General features: G+C 49.8%; 24 protein-coding genes. 8 read left to right on the top strand and 16 right to left on the bottom strand.

The window, feature by feature from the left end; translation table 11 throughout:
- Positions 1 to 23: 23 nt before the first annotated feature.
- Positions 24 to 620: a leucine-rich repeat domain-containing protein gene (locus tag ACI4J0_RS08520; protein WP_439765389.1), complete on the top strand. Its 597-nt coding sequence runs from the start codon at positions 24 to 26 to the stop codon at positions 618 to 620.
- Here ACI4J0_RS08520 and ACI4J0_RS08515 read toward each other — a convergent pair whose 3' ends face one another.
- Positions 621 to 3,302 carry a cation-translocating P-type ATPase gene (locus ACI4J0_RS08515; protein ID WP_439765388.1) on the bottom strand — a complete coding sequence of 894 codons (2,682 nt, stop codon included), beginning with the start codon at positions 3,300 to 3,302 and terminating at the stop codon, positions 621 to 623.
- Positions 3,303 to 3,697: 395 nt separating this feature from the next.
- Here ACI4J0_RS08515 and alaS point away from each other — a divergent pair, with 395 nt between their 5' ends.
- Both alaS and ACI4J0_RS08505 read left to right on the top strand, forming a co-directional pair.
- Positions 3,698 to 6,334 (top strand): alanine--tRNA ligase, encoded by a 2,637-nt coding sequence (gene alaS / locus ACI4J0_RS08510; RefSeq protein WP_439765387.1) that lies wholly within the window; start codon positions 3,698 to 3,700, stop codon positions 6,332 to 6,334.
- A 13-nt stretch (positions 6,335 to 6,347) separates the two neighbouring features.
- Positions 6,348 to 6,689 carry a histidine triad nucleotide-binding protein gene (locus ACI4J0_RS08505; RefSeq protein WP_439765386.1) on the top strand — a complete coding sequence of 114 codons (342 nt, stop codon included), beginning with the start codon at positions 6,348 to 6,350 and terminating at the stop codon, positions 6,687 to 6,689.
- A gap of 214 nt (positions 6,690 to 6,903) precedes the next feature.
- Here ACI4J0_RS08505 and ACI4J0_RS08500 read toward each other — a convergent pair whose 3' ends face one another.
- The 13 genes from ACI4J0_RS08500 to ACI4J0_RS08440 all read right to left on the bottom strand — a co-directional run bounded on the left by ACI4J0_RS08500 (position 6,904) and on the right by ACI4J0_RS08440 (position 18,097).
- Positions 6,904 to 7,662, bottom strand: coding sequence for a response regulator transcription factor (locus tag ACI4J0_RS08500; protein WP_439765385.1), 759 nt, complete (start codon positions 7,660 to 7,662; stop codon positions 6,904 to 6,906).
- Between the two features lie 38 nt (positions 7,663 to 7,700).
- Positions 7,701 to 8,453: an urease accessory protein UreD gene (locus tag ACI4J0_RS08495; RefSeq protein WP_439765384.1), complete on the bottom strand. Its 753-nt coding sequence runs from the start codon at positions 8,451 to 8,453 to the stop codon at positions 7,701 to 7,703.
- A gap of 1 nt (position 8,454) precedes the next feature.
- Positions 8,455 to 9,066: an urease accessory protein UreG gene (gene ureG, locus ACI4J0_RS08490; RefSeq protein WP_439765383.1), complete on the bottom strand. Its 612-nt coding sequence runs from the start codon at positions 9,064 to 9,066 to the stop codon at positions 8,455 to 8,457.
- 16 nt (positions 9,067 to 9,082) lie between these two features.
- Positions 9,083 to 9,754, bottom strand: coding sequence for an urease accessory protein UreF (locus tag ACI4J0_RS08485; RefSeq protein WP_439765382.1), 672 nt, complete (start codon positions 9,752 to 9,754; stop codon positions 9,083 to 9,085).
- A gap of 5 nt (positions 9,755 to 9,759) precedes the next feature.
- Positions 9,760 to 10,254 (bottom strand): urease accessory protein UreE, encoded by a 495-nt coding sequence (locus ACI4J0_RS08480; protein ID WP_439765381.1) that lies wholly within the window; start codon positions 10,252 to 10,254, stop codon positions 9,760 to 9,762.
- Positions 10,255 to 10,324: 70 nt separating this feature from the next.
- Positions 10,325 to 12,037 (bottom strand): urease subunit alpha, encoded by a 1,713-nt coding sequence (ureC, locus tag ACI4J0_RS08475; RefSeq protein WP_439765380.1) that lies wholly within the window; start codon positions 12,035 to 12,037, stop codon positions 10,325 to 10,327.
- Complete coding sequence (gene ureA / locus ACI4J0_RS08470; RefSeq protein WP_439765379.1) at positions 12,030 to 12,722, bottom strand: urease subunit gamma; 693 nt, start codon at positions 12,720 to 12,722, stop codon at positions 12,030 to 12,032. The genes ureC and ureA overlap by 8 nt, the downstream gene beginning before the upstream one ends.
- A gap of 24 nt (positions 12,723 to 12,746) precedes the next feature.
- On the bottom strand, positions 12,747 to 13,058 hold the full coding sequence (locus ACI4J0_RS08465; protein WP_439765378.1) for a hypothetical protein: 312 nt from the start codon (positions 13,056 to 13,058) through the stop codon (positions 12,747 to 12,749).
- Positions 13,055 to 13,435 carry a hypothetical protein gene (locus ACI4J0_RS08460; RefSeq protein WP_439765377.1) on the bottom strand — a complete coding sequence of 127 codons (381 nt, stop codon included), beginning with the start codon at positions 13,433 to 13,435 and terminating at the stop codon, positions 13,055 to 13,057. The genes ACI4J0_RS08465 and ACI4J0_RS08460 overlap by 4 nt, the downstream gene beginning before the upstream one ends.
- A 317-nt stretch (positions 13,436 to 13,752) precedes the next feature.
- Positions 13,753 to 14,139, bottom strand: coding sequence for a hypothetical protein (locus tag ACI4J0_RS08455; protein ID WP_439765376.1), 387 nt, complete (start codon positions 14,137 to 14,139; stop codon positions 13,753 to 13,755).
- A 104-nt stretch (positions 14,140 to 14,243) separates the two neighbouring features.
- Complete coding sequence (locus tag ACI4J0_RS08450; RefSeq protein WP_439765375.1) at positions 14,244 to 16,856, bottom strand: hypothetical protein; 2,613 nt, start codon at positions 16,854 to 16,856, stop codon at positions 14,244 to 14,246.
- Positions 16,834 to 17,730 carry an ABC transporter ATP-binding protein gene (locus ACI4J0_RS08445; RefSeq protein ID WP_439765374.1) on the bottom strand — a complete coding sequence of 299 codons (897 nt, stop codon included), beginning with the start codon at positions 17,728 to 17,730 and terminating at the stop codon, positions 16,834 to 16,836. Before ACI4J0_RS08445 ends, ACI4J0_RS08450 begins: the two co-directional genes overlap by 23 nt.
- Complete coding sequence (locus ACI4J0_RS08440; RefSeq protein ID WP_439765373.1) at positions 17,723 to 18,097, bottom strand: GntR family transcriptional regulator; 375 nt, start codon at positions 18,095 to 18,097, stop codon at positions 17,723 to 17,725. Before ACI4J0_RS08440 ends, ACI4J0_RS08445 begins: the two co-directional genes overlap by 8 nt.
- A gap of 88 nt (positions 18,098 to 18,185) precedes the next feature.
- Here ACI4J0_RS08440 and ACI4J0_RS08435 point away from each other — a divergent pair, with 88 nt between their 5' ends.
- Together ACI4J0_RS08435 and ACI4J0_RS08430 are read left to right on the top strand one after the other, a co-directional pair.
- A complete protein-coding gene (locus tag ACI4J0_RS08435) occupies positions 18,186 to 18,629 on the top strand; it encodes a hypothetical protein (protein WP_439765372.1) in 444 nt (147 codons plus the stop codon).
- A gap of 2 nt (positions 18,630 to 18,631) precedes the next feature.
- A complete protein-coding gene (locus tag ACI4J0_RS08430; RefSeq protein ID WP_439765371.1) occupies positions 18,632 to 18,838 on the top strand; it encodes a hypothetical protein in 207 nt (68 codons plus the stop codon).
- Between the two features lie 37 nt (positions 18,839 to 18,875).
- Here ACI4J0_RS08430 and ACI4J0_RS08425 read toward each other — a convergent pair whose 3' ends face one another.
- Complete coding sequence (locus ACI4J0_RS08425) at positions 18,876 to 19,586, bottom strand: winged helix-turn-helix transcriptional regulator (RefSeq protein ID WP_439765370.1); 711 nt, start codon at positions 19,584 to 19,586, stop codon at positions 18,876 to 18,878.
- Positions 19,587 to 19,863: 277 nt separating this feature from the next.
- On the opposite strand from ACI4J0_RS08425, the gene hprK reads away from it, so the two are divergent.
- From hprK to murB, 3 genes are all read left to right on the top strand, one after another.
- On the top strand, positions 19,864 to 20,826 hold the full coding sequence (gene hprK, locus ACI4J0_RS08420; protein WP_439765369.1) for an HPr(Ser) kinase/phosphatase: 963 nt from the start codon (positions 19,864 to 19,866) through the stop codon (positions 20,824 to 20,826).
- A gap of 73 nt (positions 20,827 to 20,899) precedes the next feature.
- Complete coding sequence (locus tag ACI4J0_RS08415) at positions 20,900 to 21,622, top strand: phosphatase (RefSeq protein ID WP_439765368.1); 723 nt, start codon at positions 20,900 to 20,902, stop codon at positions 21,620 to 21,622.
- A gap of 37 nt (positions 21,623 to 21,659) precedes the next feature.
- Positions 21,660 to 22,568, top strand: a complete 909-nt coding sequence (gene murB, locus ACI4J0_RS08410; protein WP_439765367.1) for a UDP-N-acetylmuramate dehydrogenase — start codon at positions 21,660 to 21,662, stop codon at positions 22,566 to 22,568.
- Between the two features lie 2 nt (positions 22,569 to 22,570).
- Here murB and ACI4J0_RS08405 read toward each other — a convergent pair whose 3' ends face one another.
- Entirely contained in the window at positions 22,571 to 23,035 is a 465-nt protein-coding gene (locus ACI4J0_RS08405; RefSeq protein WP_439765366.1) for a superoxide dismutase family protein, read from the bottom strand.
- Between the last annotated feature and the right edge of the window lie 197 nt (positions 23,036 to 23,232).

Here is a 23,232-nt window from a genome sequence, read left to right as displayed (position 1 = left end):
GAAGCTGTTCTGGAGGATAAATTTTGAAAAAAAGAGCCATAGAAGCGGCGGTGATACTTGCCGCGGTAATAGCCCTGTTCATTGCCTTCAATGCACTGTCGGGCAGCCTTTCGGACAACACAAGAAGGATAGACGGGCAGTATTATAATACCGGCGAGCGGGAGCTTTCGCTCTGCCTTATGACCGAGGAGGGGACGGAGTTCCTGGGGGATTTTGACCGCCTTGAGACTTTGTCCGTAACCCCTTATAAATACGCCGCACCCGGTGCCATGGAAATGGGCGACCCGTCCTATGACGCGGCAATTCACAAAAAGGCGGAGGAGGTCTATGCGGACTGCACCGACCTATCCGATCTGTCCTTCATAGCCCCCCTCACAGGTCTAAAAAATCTTGATGTATCTCACTGCGCCGTTTCCGACCTGTCCTTTTTATCGGGAATGTCAGAGCTTGAGACGCTTGATATCTCGGGAACGAAGATAACCGACCTTTCCCCTCTCCTCGAGCTTCCTGCCCTGACAAAGCTCACCGCAGACAGCTCACTTTCGGGAGATGTGACCGATAAGCTTGCCGAAAGGGGAGTTACGGTCATATTCGAGGGCGAAGAGGAAACAGCGGAATAATTATTTCGCCCCGAAGCACTGCAGCAGAGGAGCGGCAAATGCAAGCCCTGCCGCAATCAGAAGCTGTTCTCCCGTAAGGGGGACGGTGGTGAATACCATCTGCAAAAACGGCAGATATATCGCCGCCCCGAGGACTGCCACCGAGAAAAGCACTGCAAGTATCAGCTTAATGTTATTGAAATAGGGCACGGTAAAAATATTGCCCGTTTCGGATTTACATTCAAACACATGGAAAAGCTGGGACATTACAAGAGTTGCCAGCGCGCCCGTTCTTGCCGCCTCAAGAGAGCCGCCCGTTCTGAGCATTACCGTAAAGCAGGCAAGGGTGCATATGCCGATAAGTATGCCTCTGAAAACTATCCTGAACATCAGCCCCCCCGAAAAGAAGCTTTCGTCCTTCCTTCTTGGGGGCATTTTCATATTCTCCTCGCCGCAGGGCTCAACGCCCAGCGCCACTGCGGGCAGACCGTCCGTTACGAGATTTACAAGAAGTATCTGTGCAGGCAGGAGCACCATGGGCATACCCATGACAATGCCCAGAAACATGGTCAGCACCTCGCCTATATTGCAGGAAAGCAGGTAGCGGACAAATTTTCGGATATTGGCGTAAATTCCCCGTCCCTGTTCGACTGCGCTTACGAGGGTGGCGAAATTGTCGTCGAGGAGAACCATATCCGCCGCCTCACGGGTAACGTCTGTTCCCGTAATGCCCATGGCAACGCCGATATCCGCTTCCTTTACCGCAGGAGCGTCGTTCACGCCGTCGCCTGTCATTGTGACGATATGCCCCAGCCGCTTGTAGGCTCTCACTATCCTCAGCTTGTCGGCGGGGGAGACCCGGGCAAAGACAGAAGTATCACGGGCGGCATTCTCCAGCTCCTTGTCGGTCATTTTGCTCATTTCTTCCCCTGTGATGACTCCGCCCTCGCCTGTAAGTATCCCTGCCTGACGGGCAACCGCCGCCGCTGTGTTTTTGTGGTCCCCCGTTATCATGACCGTCCGTATCCTTGCGCTTTTGCAGAGGCGGACGGCTTTTTTTGCTTCCTCTCTCGGCGGGTCGGTCATGCCCATAAGTCCTAAAAATACCATTCCGCTGTCGGGTGAGCTTTTTGAAGCCTTGGGGCAGTAGGCAAATGCCAGCACTCTCAGAGCCTCCGAGGACATCTCGCCGCATTTATCTGCGATTTCTTTTCTCTTTGAATAGGAAAGCTCCTTCACGCCGCCTTCGGTGAGGATATGGGTACAGCGCTCAAGGATAACGTCTGCCGCGCCCTTGCAGTAGGATATCATTCCCTGCCCCGAGGGGTCTTTTACTATGACCGTCATTCGCTTTACGTCACTGTCAAAGGGCAGCTCGTCAATGCGCTTGTATGCCATTCGCTCCGTATTGTGGCTCATTCCTCCCTTTGCCGCAGCAATGAGAAGTGCCGCTTCGGTGGGGTCTCCCGCAATGGTGCGCTCATTGCCTGCTATAGTCTGTTCATCGCCGTTATCATCGGAAATATCCGCATTGGAGCATAATACGCCGCAGCGGAGAAGCTCGCGCAGAACTGCGGAGGTCTTGATATTTGCGCTTTCTCCCTTGGGAGAAACGATACGCCCCGATACACGGTAGCCCTGTCCCGTAAGCTCATATTCGCCGTTTGCGGTATATGCCTTTTTCACCGTCATTTTGTTTTCGGTAATTGTACCCGTTTTGTCGGTGCATATGACCGAGGTGCAGCCCAGAGTTTCCACCGAATGGAGCTTATGGACAAGGGCATTTTGCTTTAGCATTCGGCTGACGGCAAGGGCAAGGGCAATGGTGACGGTGGCGGGAAGCCCCTCGGGAATGGCTGCGATGGCGATGGTTATGCCCGTCATGAGCATATCGAAAACAGGCTCGCCCTTTAAAATCCCCGCTCCTGCCACGATAACGCAGACAACCAGGCATATGACCGCAACTACCTTGCCAAGCTCACCCAGCCGCTTTTGCAGTGGAGTTTCCTCCTCGTCTATATCGGTGAGCATTCCCGATATCTTTCCCATCTGGGCGTTTACCCCTGTGGCGATGACTCTTGCGGCGGCGGTGCCCTTGGTGATTATGCTGCCGCTGTAGATGATGTTCGGTTTCCCGAGAGAATTGTCCGTATCTCTCGTATTGCCTGCCGACTTGGAAACGGGAACGCTTTCCCCTGTGAGCACGCTTTCGTCAGCCATAAGCCCCTTTGCGCTGAGTATCACCGAGTCTGCGGCAGCCTTGTCCCCTGCTTCGAGAGAGATAACGTCCCCGGGGACAAGCTCCGAGGCAGGTATGACCGCAAGATGACCGTCTCTGTACGCCTTTGCCATGGGAGCCGCCATATTCTTGAGAGCAAGCAGCGTTTTTTCCGTGCGGTACTCCTGCACAAAGCCCAGAACGGCATTGAGGACCACGATAATGATTATGGTGAGGGCGTCGTAATACTCCCCGATGAAGGCAGACACCGCCGAGGCTATGATGAGTATCATGACCATAACGTCCTTGAACTGCCCCATAAATATTCGGAGCGGTCGGGCTTTCCGCTCCGAGGCGAGGGAGTTCGGACCGTATTTTTGCCGCAGCTCCTCCGCTTGTCCGGAGCTTAGTCCTATTTTCGGCGGTTCCGCTTGCTGAGGGGCGGGGCTTTCGGTGTAATCCCTTTCAAGTAGGCTTTGAGACATAGCTCTTCTCTCCTTTATTTTTATGCTTGTCTAATCTATATTCAACAAACGGAAAAATATGCCTGCGGCAGCGGGGGCGGGTGACGACCCGCAGCGAGGTCGCGCTGTTAGTTTGTAAAGATCGGTTAGCTTTGTTTCCGCGCCGATAGGTATGATATCAGCCTGTTAAATCGAAATTATTGGCAGCTTTTTGTATCGCTGCCGAGCCGTCTGCCTGCTGTCCGGATAAATTATAGAACGAGTGGCTGAAGGCTCAGCCTGCAAAAATTTTTCAAAAAATAAAATTCCCTTCCTTCCGCTTATTGACAACCGCTGTAAAATTTGCTATAATAACTGATGTATGTAAATAAATTCGGGGGAATATGCCCCGATATACAGATTGGAGTCTTAAAGTAATGAAATGGACAGGTCTTAACGAGCTCCGTGAGAAGTATTTATCTTTTTTTGAGAGCAAAAATCATACAAGAATGGCAAGCGCTAACCTTATCCCTCAGGGGGATAACAGCCTGCTGCTCATCAACAGCGGAATGGCGCCTTTGAAGAAATTCTTTCTGGGCACCGAAACTCCTCCAAACGTAAGAGTCACCACCTGCCAGAAGTGTATCCGCACACCCGATATCGAGCGCGTGGGCAAGACTGCCCGTCACGGCACATATTTTGAGATGCTGGGCAACTTCTCCTTCGGCGATTATTTCAAGAAGGAAGCCATTGCCTGGGCATGGGAGTTCCTGACAGGCGTTCTGGAAATTCCCGCGGACAGACTGTGGATAACCATCTTTGAGAGCGACGACGAGGCTGAGCAGATTTGGATGAACGATATCGGCATTCCCAAGGAGCGAATTATCCGTCTCGGAAAAGCTGACAATTTCTGGGAGCACGGCAGTGGTCCCTGCGGTCCCTGCTCCGAAATTCACTTCGACCGCGGCGAAAGCTACGGCCCCTTCGAGAGCTTTGAGCAGGCAAGCGACTGCGACAGAGTTATCGAGATATGGAATCTGGTATTCTCTCAGTTCGACAGCGACGGAAACGGCAATTATGCCGAGATGGCGCACAAGAACATTGATACGGGAATGGGTCTTGAGAGACTTGCCTGCGCTATGCAGGGCGTGGACAACCTTTTCGAGGTTGACACCGTTCAGAACATTATGAAGCACATCAGCCGCATTGCAGGCGTGAATTACAAGGACAACGAGAAGTCCGATATTTCCCTGAGAGTTATCACCGACCACATCAGAAGCACCACATTTATGGTTGGCGACGGCGTTACTGCCTCCAACACAGGCAGAGGCTATGTTCTCCGCAGACTTTTAAGACGTGCCGCACGTCACGGCAGACTTTTAGGCATAAACGAGCCTTTCCTTTATCAGGTAGTCGATACCGTTATTGACGAAAACAAGTGCGCATATCCCGAGCTTGACGAAAAGCGTGAATACATCAAGAAGCTTATCCTGAACGAGGAAGAGAGCTTCGCAAAGACCGTTGACGCAGGTATGGAGATACTGAACAAGATGCTCTCCTCCATCGAAAAGGGCGGTATGCTCTCCGGCGAGGACGCATTCAAGCTTTCCGACACCTACGGCTTCCCCATTGACCTTACTATGGAAATTGCCGCCGAAAAAGGCGTTTCCGTTGATGAGGAGGGCTTCAGAAAGTGCGTTGCCGACGCAAGGGCAATTGCACGTGCCGACCATGATGCTAAGAGCGGTTCTTCCTGGGACGAGGACGCAATGAGCAACCTTGACCTGCCTAAGACCGAGTTTACGGGCTATGATTATTCACAGCTTGAGATAGGAGCAAAGGTGCTTGCTATTTTCAAAGACGGCGCTGAGATAACCGAGCTTTCAGAGGGCGACGACGCTGTTGTTATCCTTGACAGGACTCCCTTCTATGCCGAGAGCGGCGGACAGGTAGGCGACAGAGGCGTTATCACCATCGGTGAGAGCCGCTTTGCCGTTACCGACACCAAAAAGACCTCCAAGGGACAGTATCTCCATTTCGGTACAATGGAAATGGGCGGTCTCGGAAAGGGCGACGGCGTGACTGCTTCCGTTGACAGCGAAAGACGTTATGCTATTATGAGAAACCACACTGCTGCACATCTTCTCCAGGCGGCTCTCAGAAAGGTGCTTGGCGACCACGTTCATCAGGCAGGCTCCTATGTTGACGATGAACGCTGCCGTTTCGACTTCTCCCACTTTGAAGCAGTTACCCACGAGCAGCTGGCTGAGATAGAGGCTATCGTTAACAAGGACATCTTTGACGCAATAAGCGTTACTATGACCGAAATGCCCATTGATGAGGCAAAGAAGCTGGGCGCAATGGCACTCTTTGGCGAGAAGTACGGCGATATCGTCCGTGTGGTTGAAGCAAAGGGCGTTTCCGTTGAGTTCTGCGGCGGTACACATATCGACAACACCTCCCGTCTGGGACTTTTCAAGATAATCGGCGAGAACTCCGTTGCTTCGGGCGTAAGACGTATCGAGGCAGTTACCGGAAGCGGCGTGCTGAAGATCCTTACCGAGGCTGAGAACAGGGTGAGAGAGGCGGCTCGTATCCTCAAGGTGGGCGATATGTCCCAGCTTGAAGAGAAGCTTACTTCTGTCCTTGAGTCCAACAAGGGACTTGAGAAGCTGAACGAGGCTCTCAAGAAGCGCATTGCAGACGGCATTTTTGAGGAGATAATCAAGAACTGCCGCGAGGTAAACGGCGTTAAGGTAATGGCAAATATGCTTTCAAACGTTGGCTCGGATATGTATGAGAAGTTTGCCGACGGCGTCAAGAATATTGACGAGCCTTTTATTCTCCTTATGGCAGGAACCGCCGACGAGAAGCCCAAGTTCCTCTGCGCCTGCTCCAAGGCTGCTATTGCAAAGGGTGCCAATGCAGGCAAGATAGTCAAGGCTGCTGCCGAGATAACAGGCGGCAAGGGCGGCGGACGTCCCGATATGGCTATGGCAGGTATCGGCGACAAGAACAAGATAGACGAAGCTATCAACGCATTTGACGGCATTATCGCTGAATTTATAAAGTAAGGGAGAAATAGCTATGGACGACTGCCTTTTCTGTAAAATTATCAAGGGTGAGATACCTTCAACAAAGGTTTACGAGGATGAGCTTTGCTATGCCTTCAACGACATTGCCCCCACCGCTCCCGTTCATTTCCTTGTTATCCCCAAGGAGCATATCACCTCCGCTGCCGAGATAACTCCCGAAAATTCGGCTGTGGTCGGTCACATCTTCGAGGTCATCGCAAAGCTTTCAAAGGAGATGGGTATGACCGAGGGCTTCCGTGTGGTCTCCAACTGCGGCGACTGCGCAGGTCAGACCGTTAAGCACCTTCATTTTCACGTGCTTTCGGGCAGAGAATTTACCTGGCCCGCAGGCTGATAAGCTTATCCGAAAAATCAACGGCTCCACACCATTTGCGGTGAGGAGCCGTCAGCGTGTCGCTGAAGCCACTTCGTTGGTAGAATAGCAATGGTTTCCTTGTTTTGTGGCTCGGTAATTTAAGTATTGAAGCCAAATTATGCAAATGAACAAAATTACGGTATTTTCGACGGACTGACGGCTCCACACCATTTGCGGTGCGGAGCCGTTTTACTTATACTCTGTTTTTATATCCCGTTGGGGTCATTCCGGTTACGGATTTGAAAAGCTTTGTGAAATAATCCGGGTCGCAGATGCCAAGCTTTTCGGATATCTCGTAATTTTTGTACCTGCCCGAGTCTATCAGCGTTTTGGCGTATTCCATTTTTATCATAGTGTGGACGGTGTTGAAGCTCATTCCCGAACGGCGCTTGAATATCTTGCCGAAATAGTCGCGGCTCATTTTCAGATTTTCAGCCGCTTCGGTCATTGATACCGCTCTGCATATATTTTCCGAAAGAAACAGGCTCACGTTATGGAGAAATATGTCGCTGTCAGTGTCTGCGCCTATCTGCTCCATCACACGGGCTACTATGCTGTTGACCGCTGTTTTCTCCGTTCCGCCCAGACTGCGGCGCACCCGTCCCAGCATTTCTCCCAATGCTTCTTCGGAGGCGGGCTTTTTCAGAAAATCCATTGCCCCAAGTATCATGGCTTCTCGGGCATACTCAAACTCCGCGCGGGAGCTTATGAATACGGCGGCGATATCAAGCCCTCCGGTCCTTAGCTCACGGAGCAGCTCTATGCCGCCCATTACGGGCATTTTTATATCGGAGATAAGCAGGTCGAAAGGCTCATTTCCCATAAGTCTGAGTGCTTCTCTGCCGTTTACCGCTTCGGCGGATATTTCAAAGCCGTATTCCTCCCAGACCTTCATTTTTCTGTAGGACAGGCGGCAGAAGGGGTCGCTCTCTGCCAGCAGTATTCGGTACATTCGGGGACGCTCCTTTCGGGAGATGATTTTTCGTCGTCTCAAAAATGCGCTGACATGGTATGAGTCATTTTTTCAAAAAGTCTGTGAATTGGGTCGGCGCCGTTTCCAGCTGCACGGACGGATATGCCTGCTGCGGCAGCGCTGAGGGCTGCTTCTCCGTAGGTATATCCCGAAAGAGCAGCTTCAAGAGCCTGCTTGTCCGCTCCGTAAAAATAGGCGGAGGCTGCGTGGGTATATCCCTCGAAAAAGCCTATGCCCCGAAGAGGCATTTCCTCGGGCACGAGCCGCCTGTTATCGAGATAAACGGGCTTTCCGTCAATATAGACGGCTGTTCTTGAGCGAAAGCTTTTAAAGGCAAGCTCCTCCTTCATTGCCGTTCGCCCCGAGGCGAGGATATCCGTCATTGCTAGGCGGCTGTCCTTGCAGAGATACACATTCGCCCTGCTGTCAAATATGCTGCCGCCGAAGGGTATGACGGGGCAGGGGGCATAGATAAGGGTACCGCCATTTTCAACAGTTATTTTCACATTCTGCGACGCGCCTTGATTTTCCGCTTTGAAAATTTTTGTATAGGACTGACCTGTGAATTTAAGGGAAGCGTTTTCCTTTACGGTTATTTCTATGTCGTAATGGTCGCCCTCAAGTATTCCTGCGCTTGCCGCCATCATCATTACTTCGGTGTGATCTTCGCGGTAAAAGGGGAGGGCTATCTTTAAGGGAGCGGTGAATTTGCTGTCGGATATCACTGTTCTGCCGTTTTTGTATTCGGCGGTGAGTTTAAGGATGCTCATATTATGCAAGGTCTTCCATAAGGACGTATTTTTTTATCCAGCCGATAACTTCATCAACGCCCTCAAGGGTCATAAGATTTGTGAACATAAAGGGGCGGCTTCCTCTCATACGCTCAGAGTCCCTTGCCATTACCTCAAGGCTTGCTCCTACCATGGGGGCAAGGTCGGTCTTGTTTATTACAAGCAGGTCGGAACGGGTAACGCCCGGACCGCCCTTTCGGGGTATCTTTTCCCCCTGCGCCACGTCTATTACATATATTGACGCGTCTGCCAGGTCGGGGGAGAAGGTTGCGGACAGATTATCGCCGCCGCTTTCGATGAAAATTATCTGAACATCGGGGAACTTTTTCGCCATTTCGTCCACCGCTTCAAGGTTCATTGAGCAGTCCTCACGTATGGCGGTATGGGGACAGCCGCCTGTTTCAACGCCCACTATCCTTTTCGGGTCAAGGGCGGAATTTTTTATGAGAAATTCTGCGTCCTCCTTGGTGTAGATGTCGTTGGTGACGACGCATATGCTGTATTCCTCGGACATTTTTCTTGTGAGTCGTTCGATGAGAGCGGTCTTTCCCGAGCCTACGGGTCCTCCCACGCCGATCTTTACGTATGACATTTTATCAACTCCGAAATTATGATATGTAAATTCTTGTAAACAGCTTTTCGTGCTGCATTGAGCGCAGTTCAAAGCCGCTGCCGCTTATTCCCAGATCGTCTGTCTGCACAGAGAGAGCCTTTTCCACAGCTTCGGGTATCCTTTCCATCGCCGCATAAAGTGCCGACTGACCGTCAAGCTGCCTAAGTGGCACAAGCTTTACGGCGTGGTTTGCCATTGCCGAGAGAAGGCTGTAGGCGTAGAGGGAAAGTCCCTCCCTTATATCCGCTTCTATATCCGCCATGAACAGCCCGACAGCTATGGGGTGAAAGCCTGTACATTCGCCCTTTTCTATCATCCGGGAATATTCCGTGAGGCGGGGAGTGGGGCAGAGAGCCATTTGTGCCTTGAGAAACCGCCTGCACAGCTTTGAGCTGCCGTCGCGAAGCTCATAGGGGGATCTTGAGGCGGCGCAGAGGTCGTCAAGGAGCGGGATATCCTCGCCTGCGGCTGCTTTTGCACCGAAGCCTAAGTCGCCTGTTGGCAGAGTGCAGATATAGGCGCTCAGAAGCTGTGACAGTGTGGCTTTGTCGGTTACTATGTCCTTTGCCGTATAGGTCTCGGTGCCGTTTGAGAGGGTGAAGGAGCCTATGGGGAAAAGGGGGTCAAGTGCCTGGGCAAGGCGGATAAGCTTTATGTCTGTGTTCATAGGCATTATTGGGTATGGGTATGCTCGTGACTATGGGAATGATGCTCATTCCCGTGAGTATGTTCACCGTCAGAGTGAGCGTGTCCGCGGCACTCGGTGTAGCCTGTGAATTTGCCGTGGACTTTTTCTGCTTTGAAGCCAAGCTTTTTCAGATACTCAAAGGTGGGCTCATCATAGGGGCATTTTACCTCGTCCTCGCCGATGGCAAGGGAAAGATGGCGGTTTCCAAGCTCAAAGCAGAGCCTGCCCATTTCACGGATATCCGACACCTTTACGCTGATAAGGTCGCAGGGAGCGATGGTCACGGCGATGATACGGTTTTCGTCCTCGTAAATTATATCGTTCTCGTTTAAGGGGGCGGGTATCTTTATGCCTATCTCCTCCCCCTTGTCGGTGGTCTTTCTCAGCAGCTTTTTGTCACGCTCGAACCAGTCGATGGATACATAGTCTACCTGCTTATCCGTTTGGGTAAGCTTGCCTGTTATTTTTTCGGTTATCATATATAAAACTCCGTTAGAAAATTTGTTTTGTTTTACTGTTGACAAAATAGAATATTTGTGCTATAATATATCAGAACAGGAAATATCTCTGAGTAAGGGGAAGGCTTTCCGCTGCCTTGCAGGTGATGGGTTCGCCGTCTACCGTTACGCTGTAGGTCTCGGGGTCTACCCTGATATCTCCTGTGCGGTCATTGAAGCGCATATCCTTTTTGCCGATATTTCGGCAGTTCTTTACGGGGAGGACGAGCTTCTGAAGTCCAAGACGCTCGGCAATGCCGCTGTCTGCAGCCGCTTTTGACACGAAGCTTATGCAGGTGCGCTTTTTCGCAAGTCCCTCCGCACCGAACATCTTGGTGTATATAACGGGCTGGGGGGTAGGGATTGACGCGTTGGCGTCGCCCATTCGCGAGGCGCAGATAAATCCGCCCTTGATTATCATTTCGGGCTTTGCGCCGAACATTGCAGGCTTCCAGAGCACAAGGTCTGCCACCTTGCCGACTTCGACGGAGCCTACATATTCGGATATGCCGTGAGTTATGGCGGGGTTTATGGTGTATTTGGAGATGTAGCGCTTTACTCGGAAATTATCGTTCCTGTCGCTGTCCTCGGGGAGTGCGCCGCGCTGATCCTTCATTTTTGAGGCGGTCTGCCATGTTCTTGTGATGACCTCGCCTACTCGTCCCATTGCCTGGCTGTCGCTGGACATCATACTGAATATTCCCATATCGTGAAGCACGTCCTCGGCGGCAATGGTCTCGGGGCGTATTCTTGAGTCTGCAAATGCCACGTCCTCGGGCACCTTGCTGTCAAGGTGGTGGCAGACCATAAGCATATCAAGATGCTCGTCAAGGGTGTTCTTCGTGAAGGGCATGGTGGGGTTGGTGGAGGAGGGGAGAATGTTGGGGAATGCCGCTGCCTTGATTATATCGGGGGCATGGCCGCCGCCTGCGCCTTCGGTATGGTAGGTATGTATCGTCCTGCCGCCTATTGCAGCGATGGTATCCTCCACAAAGCCGCCTTCGTTAAGGGTATCGGTATGGATAGACACCTGAACATCGTATTTATCCGCTACGGTAAGAGCTTTGTTTATTACCGAGGGGGTGGAGCCCCAGTCCTCGTGTATCTTCAGTCCGCAGGCGCCTGCTTCTATCTGTTCGGTGAGGGTTTCGAGACTGCCGCTGTTGCCCTTGCCCAGAAAGCCTAAGTTCATGGGATATTCCTCGGCGGCTTCAAGCATTTTTTCAATGTTGAATTTGCCGGGGGTGCAGGTGGTGGCGTTGGTGCCGTCGGCGGGACCTGTGCCGCCGCCTATCATGGTGGTTATGCCCGAATAGAGGGCGGTTTCTATCTGGGTAGGGCTGATGAAATGGATATGGGTGTCGATGCCCCCGGCGGTGAGGATAAGTCCTTCGCCTGCTATGGCTTCGGTGCCTGCGCCGAACACCAGGGACGGGGTCACGCCGTCCATTATATCTGGATTTCCCGACTTGCCGATGCCGCAAATTTTCCCGTCCTTTATGCCGATATCGGCTTTGTAAATTCCCGTACAGTCAACTACTACTGCGCCTGTGATGACGGTGTCGGGGCAGTCGGCGTCTCTTACGGAGCAGGATTGTCCCATTCCGTCACGGAGGGATTTTCCGCCGCCGAATTTCGCTTCCTCGCCGTAGACCGCATAGTCCTTTTCCACCTCGATGATCAGAGAGGTATCGCCCAGGCGTATCCTGTCCCCTGTGGTGGGTCCGTACATATCCGCATACTGCTTGCGTGACATTTTAAACATTGCCGTATTCCCCCTTAAATCCCGATACTTGGGCTTTTTTCAGAGCCGCAGCTTTTATTTCGCTGTCGTCCATATTTCCCGAAACAAGGTCATTTAGTCCGAAGCCCTGACGGTTTCCGCCTATGGGGATAAGGCTTACTTCCTTGCTTTCGCCGGGCTCAAAGCGGACTGCCGTTCCTGCGGGAATGTCAAGCCGCATACCGAAGGCTTTTGCTCTGTTAAATTCCAGAGCTTTGTTTACCTCGAAGAAATGGAAATGAGAGCCTACCTGCACGGGGCGGTCGGCGGTGTTTGTTACGGTAAGGGGGACAGCTTCCTTGCCCTTGTTTATCTCAATGTCCCCGTCCTCGGTGATTATTTCCCCGGGAATAAGCTTATTTTCGGGGACGATGGGCTCGTGGACGGTCACAAGCTTGGTGCCGTCGGGGAAGGTGGCTTCAAGCTGTATCTCGCTCAGCATTTCGGGAACGCCTTCCATTACATCTTCTGCGGTGAGGAGCTTTCTGCCCTCGCTCATCAGCTCGGTGACAGTCTTTCCGTCACGAGCCTTTTCTAAAAGCTCGGAGGTTATGTAGGCTATGGCTTCGGGATAATTTAGCTTTACGCCTCTGTCTTTGCGTTCTTTTGCAAGTCCGCCTGCAAGATGTATCATCAGGCGCTCCTGCTCTCTTGGGGTAAGCCGCATTTTTTATTACCTCACATTCGTGTATTATTTCTTTATAAGTGCTGCTTTTAATACGCCCTTGGGGTCTTTTACAAGTAAGATCACCGTCCATATCACAAGTCCGAAGGCGACGGCGGCAAAGCCTAAGAAAAGGTCATTTATCATATCCGAGGGAGCGGGGGTAAAATAGTCCGCTCTAAGCTCCGTATATTCAAAAGCGGCGTCTACGAGCCACATAAGTGCTGCGCCCCAGTACATAAACATAAGGGAGCTTACCTTCAGGCTTCTTGCTTTTTCGCTTGAGTACCACACTGCGGTGGATATTACGGCGGCAAATACGGTAACGAGCAGGGTCATTTTACATCAGTCTCCTTTGCAGCTTTCCTTCTGACGGAGCTTGTTATTACGAGCATTCCTATCCACACGGCGGTTATGAGAAGTGCCATTGAGGTTCCCACCGTTGCCATTTCGTGGAGCATTATGCTTGTTTCCTCGGGGTCTGCAGCGGCGGTGAGGAAGGGGAAAAAGGGGGATATCTCGCCGTGCCAGAGGTGCTCAAAGGCAAGAAGTGCGGAGCCGCCCCCTGAAAGCTTTGTAAGCCAGCTTACCTTTTCCGAAAGCTTTGCTGCGGTTTCCTCCGAATGGATATGTCCCTTTTTCTCACTTACTGCGATGATCTTTGAAGCTGCGGCGGCAATTATTGCCTCTGCGCCGGGTACGACAAAACAAGCCATATTATTACAGTCCTTTCAAGTTTGATTTGCAAGATTTTGGTTTGCAAATTTCATTTTTATGGTTATATTATAACTCCTTATCCTACTGTAATGTCAATGTATATTTTTTTAACATTATGAAAAAAGATATTGATACTATGAATAAATGGCTTTGATACGCGGATTTGCGGATTTGGACAGCCCGGCGGGATTTTTTGACGGCAATTTTTGGATATGAAAAGAAAATGAAATTATATTTGAAATAAAATTCAAAAATGAATAAAACAACTCCCATACGGCTTTTGTGTTTCAGCCGCATGGGAGCTAAAGATATTTCTTTATCTGTTTACCGTTGTTGTTGTCTGGGTGTTGTTGTTGTGCTCGCCGGGGGTGATGTCCTCAAGAATGTTGTCTGCGCCTCTTGCTGCGCCGTTTACGATATCCTCGGCACCTGTTACGATGTCCTCGATGATACCGTCGCCGTCTACATCGCCTGTGCGGGCGTTGTTGTCGCCGATAACGGAACCGTTGCCGTTTCCGGGATTTGTGCCCGATGTGTGGTTAGAGGTTGTATTTGCTCCGCCGTTTGTGCCTGAATTGGCGGAAGAGCCTGCGTTCTGTCCGTTCTGTCCGTTACCGGTCTGTGCGTTGTTTGCGCCGCAGGCTGTGAACATTATGCCAAAACCCAGAAGCAATGGCAGTAATGCTGCTGCTTTCTTTTTCATACGTCTGCTATCCTTTCCCGCAGAGCTTGTGCCCCCTGCGTGTTCAATATCAGAAATGATGAACGGAAAAGCTGCAAACCCGTTTGCCGTATTTCCCGAGGAATTTAGTCTAACGGTACTGTATGGGCTTCGGTCACGACTGCATAGCCTTCGGCTGCGAGCTCATCGTATATTATTTCGCTGTACTCATCGCCGAAATTCGTATCGGTCTTTGCCCATTCGGTAAGATTTTTATAGGTCTCCTCCGCAGCTTCGCTGTCATAGTAACAGCTAAGTGCCGAGACTATCTTATCCTTGCCGTAGAACTCAATAAACTTCGTGAGGTATTCCGAATAGCCGTAGTAGGTGTTTCCGTTTTCGTCTCTTTCATAGGGTGACCCAAAGAAGTCACGCTCTGCCATATAGCTTGCTCTGTCGGCGGTCATTCTTATGAATACTCTTTCAGCTACGTCGTTGTATTCCTCGGAGATAACGGCGCTGTTTCCGCTCACGCTTATAGTATAACAGCTTTCGTCGGATTTATACTCCTTATAGCTGTGCTTAATAAGCGTTAAAAGATCGTCATAGTATTCGTATGCCGCTGAGAAGGTGTAGGGTGTTATGGAGGTGTCCTTGTATCTGAAATATCCGCCGTTAAGGTAATAAAATGTGGCGGTGGGGAAATCTTCTCCTGTCATATATTCGATAAGCGGCTGGCTGCTCATTGCTATTCCTATGCCGTCAATGGGGGAGAGGATGAACTTTCTCACAAGCTCCTCGGTAGGCTCGGGAAATGTGTCAAAGCCGCAGGAGGAAAGATACGCCATTGTTTCGGTGTAGCTTTCTTTTACCTTGATGTAATTCATATTGAAGATGTTAAGCTGCCATACTTTGCCCGAGGGAGAGTAGTATTCTTCGGGAGATTCCGAAAGGATATCGTTATAGAGACAGTCGCCCAGCCTGTCGAGGAAATCCTCGGGAAGCTCGCTGTAGCCCTTGCGGCAGGAGTCGTGATAGTCCTTGCCGCCGCTGCTGTATATCCACTGAGGTGTAAGCTCGGCATAAAGGTCGGTGCGCTTTTGCTTAATGCCCATATAGTCGGAGTTTTCCTCATATTCCTTCAGAGAGGCGATAACATACTCGGTCACAGCTCTTTTTACGTGCTCCGCTCTTGACTGTGTTACCTCTCCGGTCGTATCAAGGGTGCTGAGGGTATTCATTGCGGTCATACCCGGGTCGTAGTAGCTGCGCATTACCGTTCTGCCCGACTTTAATCTGTATTTTATCATAAATGTATCGTCCATAAAGCATCTGTACAGATCGGTGCTTTCATCATTGTTATTATGATATTCGATTATCTGCTTATGGGTCTCGGTGAGGGTGGTAAGTGCCGATATATCGGTAAGCTCGGTTATGATACCCTCGTTCCTTGAGCCTTTTCCAAACATTCCCGCATAGGTTATCTGCGCACTTGCGATGCTTTCGGGGTCGGGAACATAGTCTCCTGCTCCGAATGCCTTTGTGTCGTGGATAAGAAGGAATGAGCCGATGGAAAGCACGATGGTCGCCGCAAATATCACAAGTCCCGAGACTATTTTTCCAAAGCCGCGGTTTCGTATAACGTGCATTACAAGGTATACAATAAAGGTTATGACGATAACGGGAACGAAATTCTGTGTGCCGTCAACTACCATAAGATAGCAGAGGGAGAATATGCCGAGAGTCATTATGATGTGGTGGAAAATGCCGAATACTACGGGCTTGCCTGTGTCCTCCGCTCTGCGCTTTCTGTAGATGAGGTAGGATATACCGATAACCGCAAGTGTGCAGAGGGTGAAGAGCAGGAACCATATTCCGAAGCTCAGCGGTTCAATGAGCGAGGGGGAATACATATAATAATGATAGGGGGTGTCAAGCTGTGAATTTAAGTTTTCAAGGGTCAGGATAAGTCCGTATGCTCCTCCGAAGGGTCCGCAGTAGGGGATTATTTTCTGTTCATAGACAGTCTCCATAAATCCTGTAACATTGCTGCTTACCGAATAAATTCCAAGATATACCGAAACGGGAACAAGGATATTAAGCAGGATATCATACGCCGCAGACTCGAAAATATTTCCGCAGCAGCCTGCTGCAAGGACGGTAACTGCATAGAACATCACCATAAGCATAAGTCCGCCTAACATTCCTCTCCAGAGGAAGGGGGCTGCCTGCTCGAAAAAGTTGCATACCCAGGAATAGGCTTTTTCCTGTCGGGGATCGGATTGGTCGGGGAGGACATAAGTAAAGGTCTTTCCGTCGCAGAGAAGATGTCCTGCAAGCATTAAGATCCAGCTTATTATTTCTGCGGCGATGTAGGGGACGATATAGATGAAAAGTCCCGACAGAAAATCGGAAATGAAACGCTGTGAGGTGGTCATTGGCAGAGACAGTCTCATATCCACCGCCGATTTATTGTAGAGATACTTGAAAACGGTGAGGGCGCACAGCATTCCCGAGGCTGCGGCAAGTCCCGTTCCGATGACTGCTGCGGCTATAAAGCCATCGTCAAAGCCCCCGTGTCTGCCTGTTGTCAGTATCTCCGCAAGAGATGTGATAAGAAGCAGGGGAGCTGCCGCAAAATGCAGAACAAAGATAACTATCATCAGCCTGAAATTATCTTTCACGTTAAATTTGAAATTATGCCCCATTGCTCCGGTAAAGAAGCTTTTTTCTTTTTTAGTCGAGCTGGCCTGCGTCATAGCCCATTCCCTCCATTTCGTAGATAAATATTTCTTCAAGCGAAAGCGGTATAAGGTCTAAAACTATGGGGTCCTTCTCCGAAAGCTTTTCCCTTATTTCCTCTTCCGAGCCTTTCATTATCAGATAGTGTATGCTCTGGCTGCGGCTGTAGTGGAGAACGCCGTATTTATCGAAATCCTCCTTGGAATATTCTTCCCTGAATGCCGCCTGTACCTTGTGAATACTGCCCTTGACGCTGTCAAGGTCGCGGTTGAAGAGCATTTTTCCCTGATGTAAAAGCGCCACGCTGTCGCAGACCTCGTTTATCTCCTTTAGGTTGTGGGAGGAAATAACGGTGGTGAGCCGGCGGTCGAGCATTGCGTCAACCAGCATACGCTTCACGATTATACGCATTGTGGGGTCCAGACCGTCAAAGGCTTCGTCAAGGAGTAGATAATCCGTGCGGCAGGCAAGTCCTGTGATAACTATCGCCTGTCGCTTCATTCCCTTTGAGAAACGGTCAAGCTTTTTGTCCATAGGGAGCTTTACGGTATTTCTCAGCTCCTCGAATATCTCCTCGGAGAAATTGGGGTAAAAGCCCTTGTAATAATCCTTGAGCCCCTTTAAGGTAAAGCTGCCGAACTGGACTGTTTCATCGTTTATGAAAAACACCTTTTCCTTTACGGAGGTGTTGTCGAAAACCTCTTCGTCGTCTATCCGTACGCTGCCGCCGTCCTTTGAGTAAATTCCCGAGAGAAGTCTCAGAATAGTGGATTTGCCCGCTCCGTTGGAGCCTAACAGTCCGAAGGAGGTGCCCTTGGGTATCATAAGGTCTATGCCGTCAAGGGCGGTGAAGTCTCCGAATTTTTTGGTAACGCCTGTAAGCTTAATCAATTTTGTTTCCCCCTGTCTGAGTTATCGTTTGAATTATTTCGGTCATTTCCTCTGCCGTAAGCCCTGCGGCTGCCGCTTCTTTTGCAGCGAGGGTGAAGCGTTCTGCGGCGTTCTGCTTTATCACATCACCGTTTTTATCGGAAATAAAGCTTCCCCGTCCTGCAAGGGAGTAAATTATACCGTCACGCTCAAGGTTCTGGAATGCTTTTGATACGGTGTTGGGATTTACTCCCAGCGCCTTGGCAAGCTCTCTTACCGAGGGGAGCTTATCCCCCGGGCACAGCTGCTTTTTCACCGTCAGCTCAACCACTCGCTTATAGAGCTGCTCATATATGGGAGTCCTGCTCTGGAGATCTATGTCGAACATTTAGCTGCTCCTTTCCGGAAATTTTTCTATTGACGTTTTTATGATATTGATGTATAATAATGTTAAGAAACATTGAGGAGATCTTATTATGGAGAACATCAGCGTTTATCTGGATAACTGCTGTTATAACCGCCCTTATGACGATCAGTCCCAGCTTCGCATCAGCCTTGAAACTCAGGCAAAGCTTCACATTCAGCAGCTGATAGTTGATAAGAAATTAAATCTTGTTTACTCATACATTTCTGTATATGAAAATTTCAGAAACCCGAATGTTAACCGAAAAACTTCAATTTCCGATTTTTTTAAAAATGCTTCCGTCTATGTTGATGAATCATATTCGGAGCAAATTCTGTCGGAAGCTATGAAAATCATGGAAACAGGAGTTAAGAAAATGGACTCACTTCATATTGCTGCTGCTATAATAGGCAAAGCAGATTATTTCCTTTCAACAGATATCAGGCTTTTGAAATATCAGTCAGATAAAATTAAAGTAATAAACCCGGTAAATTTCATTTACGTTCCGGAGGTGTAATTATGAGAACTACAAACGTAATCGTAAACGACGCTATGAATTGTTTAATAAAAACTTTAGGAGTAGTGGAAACTGAGATATTCATCTCTGCGCTGCTGCGTGAACCCTTTGACTACACCGAGTGGAGAAAAGACCAATTTGATGATATGTCTCTTGAAGAGCTGAACGCTGAGGCTGTTATTTGCAGCAGAAATGATACTTCGGTTTAAGCTTTTGCAGCTTTCAATAAGGAAGCTGCTTTTTCTTTTATGATATCGCTCTTTCCATCTTATACCCCACCCCGAAAACCGCTTTTATGTATCGGGGATTATGGGGGTCGGGCTCTATCTTGCCCCTGATACGGCGAATGTGGTCCACCACAGTGCGGTGAACGCCGTAGGGGGTCTCGTTCCATACGCTTTGGTAAATGTCCTCTATGGAGCACACCCTGCCGCAGTTTTCCATAAGGTATTCCACTATGCCGAACTGGGTGGAGGTGAGCTTTATGGACCTTCCCCCTGCGTAAAATTCCCTGCGCTTCCTGTCAACGGCGAGGCTGCCGTTTACGATGGTGTCGGGAACGGGAGAGGGGGAGGGAGAGGCGTAAAGATATCTTCTGAGCATTGCCGCTGTTCTTGCGGTAAATTCGTTCCTGCCCAGGCTGTCTGCGGAAAGGCATATGTCTGCGCCCTTGTCCAGAGCCACTGTGCGGTATATCTCGTCGCAGGAACGGGAAACTGTCATTATGGGGATATCCGAGCAGGCTCTTATCCGCTCTATCTCCTTAAAACGGGGCGACATTACGCCGCCGTCACAGATTATCGCCATTGAGATATCCTCAAAGCTGTCGGGGAACGCTTTTGCGCTTCTTGCGGAAATATCTTCGCTTTTCAGATAGGCTTCAAGCTTTGCGCCTACGCCGCTTTCTTCGGGGGCGTATATCCAGACCCTCGGACGGCTCTGTTTGGTTATATCCATTTCTGTTCCTCCTTGCTGTATTATCTGTATTAACTGTATTAGTTGGTGTAATACAGTTATACCACACTTATACGGTTTTGTCAAGTCTTTCTTTATGTGGTAATGGATTACAAAAGGTTACAATTTGGTTACAAATGGCTGCGATGTGATTTTTTATCGCAGTTCACAGTTTGTTTACCTCCGAAAGTTTAACGAATATTTCAATCCCTCTTGAAAATTTTTTCAAAAGGTGTATAATATAAGTATGTATGCCGATTTTGTGATTTGGAGGGTTATTATGGCAGAAAAGAAATTCAGCGTTACTTTAAAGGAGATAATTGACGAATTCCATCTTGAAACTATCCATCTTCCTATGGACGCTTCAAAGCTCCTTGTTATCGAGACCGAGATAAACCGTCCCGGACTTCAGCTTTCGGGATTTTACGAATATTTCAATAAAGAGCGTATCCAGATAGTGGGCAAGGCAGAGTTTGCTTACCTTGCGACCATGGAGGAAAGCGTGAGAAAGGAGCACCTGGAAATGCTCTTTGCTCAGCACGTTCCCTGTATCATCATCACACGTGAGCTGCCCTATTTCCCCGAAATGCTGGAGCTTGCGCAGCAGTATGAGATACCCCTTCTGCGCTGCAAGGACAGCACTTCAAGCTTTATGTCCGCTCTTATTGCTTACCTTAATCTCCACCTTGCTCCGAGAATTACCCGTCATGGCGTTCTTATCGAGGTTTACGGCGAGGGTATGCTCATTCTCGGAGAGAGCGGCGTAGGTAAGAGCGAGACCGCTGTTGAGCTTATCAAGCGCGGTCACAGACTGGTTGCCGATGACGCTGTTGAGATAAGAAAGGTTTCAAATATCAGTCTCGTAGGCTCGTCCCCCGAGAATATCCGCCATTTCCTGGAGCTGAGAGGTATCGGTATCGTCAATGCCCGCCGCCTGTTCGGTATGGGTGCCGTTAAGGTAACGGAAAAGATCGATATGATAGTTGAGCTGGAGCCCTGGGATTCGGAAAAGGTTTACGACAGAATGGGCGTTGACAGCGAATATACCTCTATCCTCGGCGTAAAGGTGCCCTGCACCACTATTCCCGTAAAGCCCGGACGTAACCTGGCTGTTATCCTTGAGGTAGCGGCTATGAACAACCGTCAGAAGAAGATGGGCTACAACGCTGCTCAGGAGCTGCTTGACAACCTGGGTCTCGAGATGGAGCACAAGGATACCATCAAGAAGTGGGATATTTATTGATCACAAGCAAATTGAAGATATGCAGGCTTCGGCGGCGCTCCGAAGTCTGCATTTTGTGAGGTAAAGTTAACCAATGAAAATAATCGCAGATATGCACACTCACACCGTTGCCTCCACTCATGCCTACTCCACCGTCAAGGAAATGACCGAGGCGGCGAGGGACGCGGGGCTTGAGTTTCTTGCCATAACCGACCACACGCCGAACTCCACCGACGGGCCTCATATCTGGCATTTTCACAATCTTCACAAGGCTATTCCCCGTGAGCTTTTCGGGGTCAAGATCATATACGGGGCGGAGTCAAGCGTTACTGATTTCGAGGGGCATATTGACCTGCCCGCTGAGGAATGTAAGGCTCTTGACTGGATAATCGGCTCGGTGCATACGGATATCCTTCCCTCGGGTACTGTCGAACAGAACACAAATGCCTATCTGGGACTTGCAAAAGATCCCCTTGTGGACGTTATCGGACACCCGGGAAACACCAAATTCCTCTTTGATTACGAAAAGGGGATAAGGGCGTTCAAGGAATATGACAAGCTGGTCGAGATAAACGAAAGCACTCTGCTCTGGAAAAATTCGGAGAAAAATTATCGGGAAATAATTCCTTTATGCAAAAAATATGAGGTCAGCGTTATCGTAAACACCGACGCTCATTTTTTTGCGGCTGTAGGACAGGTGAGCCGTTCGCTTGCGCTGCTTCGGGAGTTTGATTACCCCGAAAGGCTAATTGTGAATGCGGACAGGGAGCTGCTCCTTGAAAGGATAAACAGAAAAAACGGCATTATTTTCAGCTGATTTATGGCATAATGGACTTTGGGTGATGACTATGACAATGAATGTAAATAAAATAAAGGAGCTTGCGGATACCCTCGGCTTTGAATGTCTTGAAAATGTTCCTCTCAGCAGATACACCACATTCGGCATCGGCGGAAAATGTCCGCTGATGATAGAGATAGGCGGCGAAAAGGGGGCGGCGGAGCTTGTGAAGGCGCTGTCTGCCGAAAAAATCCCTTTTTACGTTATCGGGAAAGGCTCAAATCTGCTGGTGGAGGACGGGGATATCCCTATGGTTTTCCTGCATATGGGAAAGGATATCGCGGATATTTCCGAGGAAGAGGGCGTTATTTCCTGTCAGGCGGGAGCGGCTTTATCTGCTGTCAGCGCATTTGCCCGTGACAGGGGGCTTACGGGGCTTGAGTTTGCCTATGGTATCCCCGGGAACGTGGGGGGAGCCGTATATATGAACGCGGGGGCATACGGCGGCGAGATGAAAGATGTGATAATAAGCGTTACCGCTTCGGACTTCTTTGGAAATATCCGTGAATTTTCCGCAGAGGAGCTTGATTTCGGCTATCGTCACAGCGTGTTTTCGGGGGGCGGATACATCATTCTGTCCGCAAAGCTCAGGCTTTCCCGGGGAAATACCCATGAAATTTCCGAAACAATGGCTGAGCTTACAGCAAAGCGAAAGGAAAAGCAGCCCCTTGAATACCGCAGCGCAGGCAGCACCTTCAAGCGACCCGAGGGCACCTTTGCGGCTCTCCTTATTGAGGAGTGCGGCTTAAAGGGCTATTCCTGCGGTGACGCCGAGGTAAGCGTCAAGCACAGCGGCTTTGTGATAAACAAGGGAACTGCTTCCTTTGAGGACGTTATGAACGTTATAGAACACGTAAAGAAAACGGTTTTTGAAAAACGGGGGATACGCTTGGAGTGCGAGCCTGAGATAATCAGACGGGGATAAATTTATCCCATTTTCTCAATAACTCCGCAGGCTATTTTCTCTCCCGAATTGCCCGATGGCTGAGTGTGAAGGTCATCGGGCATTTTGTGTATAATGATGGTCTTGCCTATTATCTCACTTGGAGTAAAGCGGTCGGTGACAAAGGCAAGCTTTGCGGTGCCGCTTTTATCGGCGTACAGCGGCGGCAGGTCGCCTGCGTGGCAGGGGTGAGGGCAGCCCTCGGGGTCAAAGTGTGATCTTGCGTCGGCAAAGGGGTCTTCCGATGTACCCGTACAGCTTCCGCCCTCATGAATGTGCATTGCGAAGATGTGGCAGTCACATTTTTCCCATTTGGGCAGACCGTAGACCGAGACTGTCACAAGAGTTTTGTTTGCATCGGGGACAAATGCGGCATAGCCGTAAATATCCGGATATTTATTGCTGCCGTGAATGGCGGCTTTTGCGTATACTGTATTTATAAAAAACACCTCCCATACTGCATTATAATATGCAGTACGGGAGGACTTTGGCAGGCTCAGCCTGCAAAATATTGATCATGTGGGTCAATTTATTTCTACCGTTACCGAGCCGCCTGTCTGCTGCCCCAAAAAAACTATAGAACGAGCGGCTGCAGGCTCAGCCTGCAAAATATTGATCATGTGGGTCAATTTATTTCTACCGTTAC

Source organism: Huintestinicola sp. (genome assembly GCF_051882455.1).
Classification (GTDB): Bacteria; Bacillota; Clostridia; order Oscillospirales; family Ruminococcaceae; genus Huintestinicola.
This window is presented reverse-complemented; position numbering and strand designations above follow the sequence as displayed.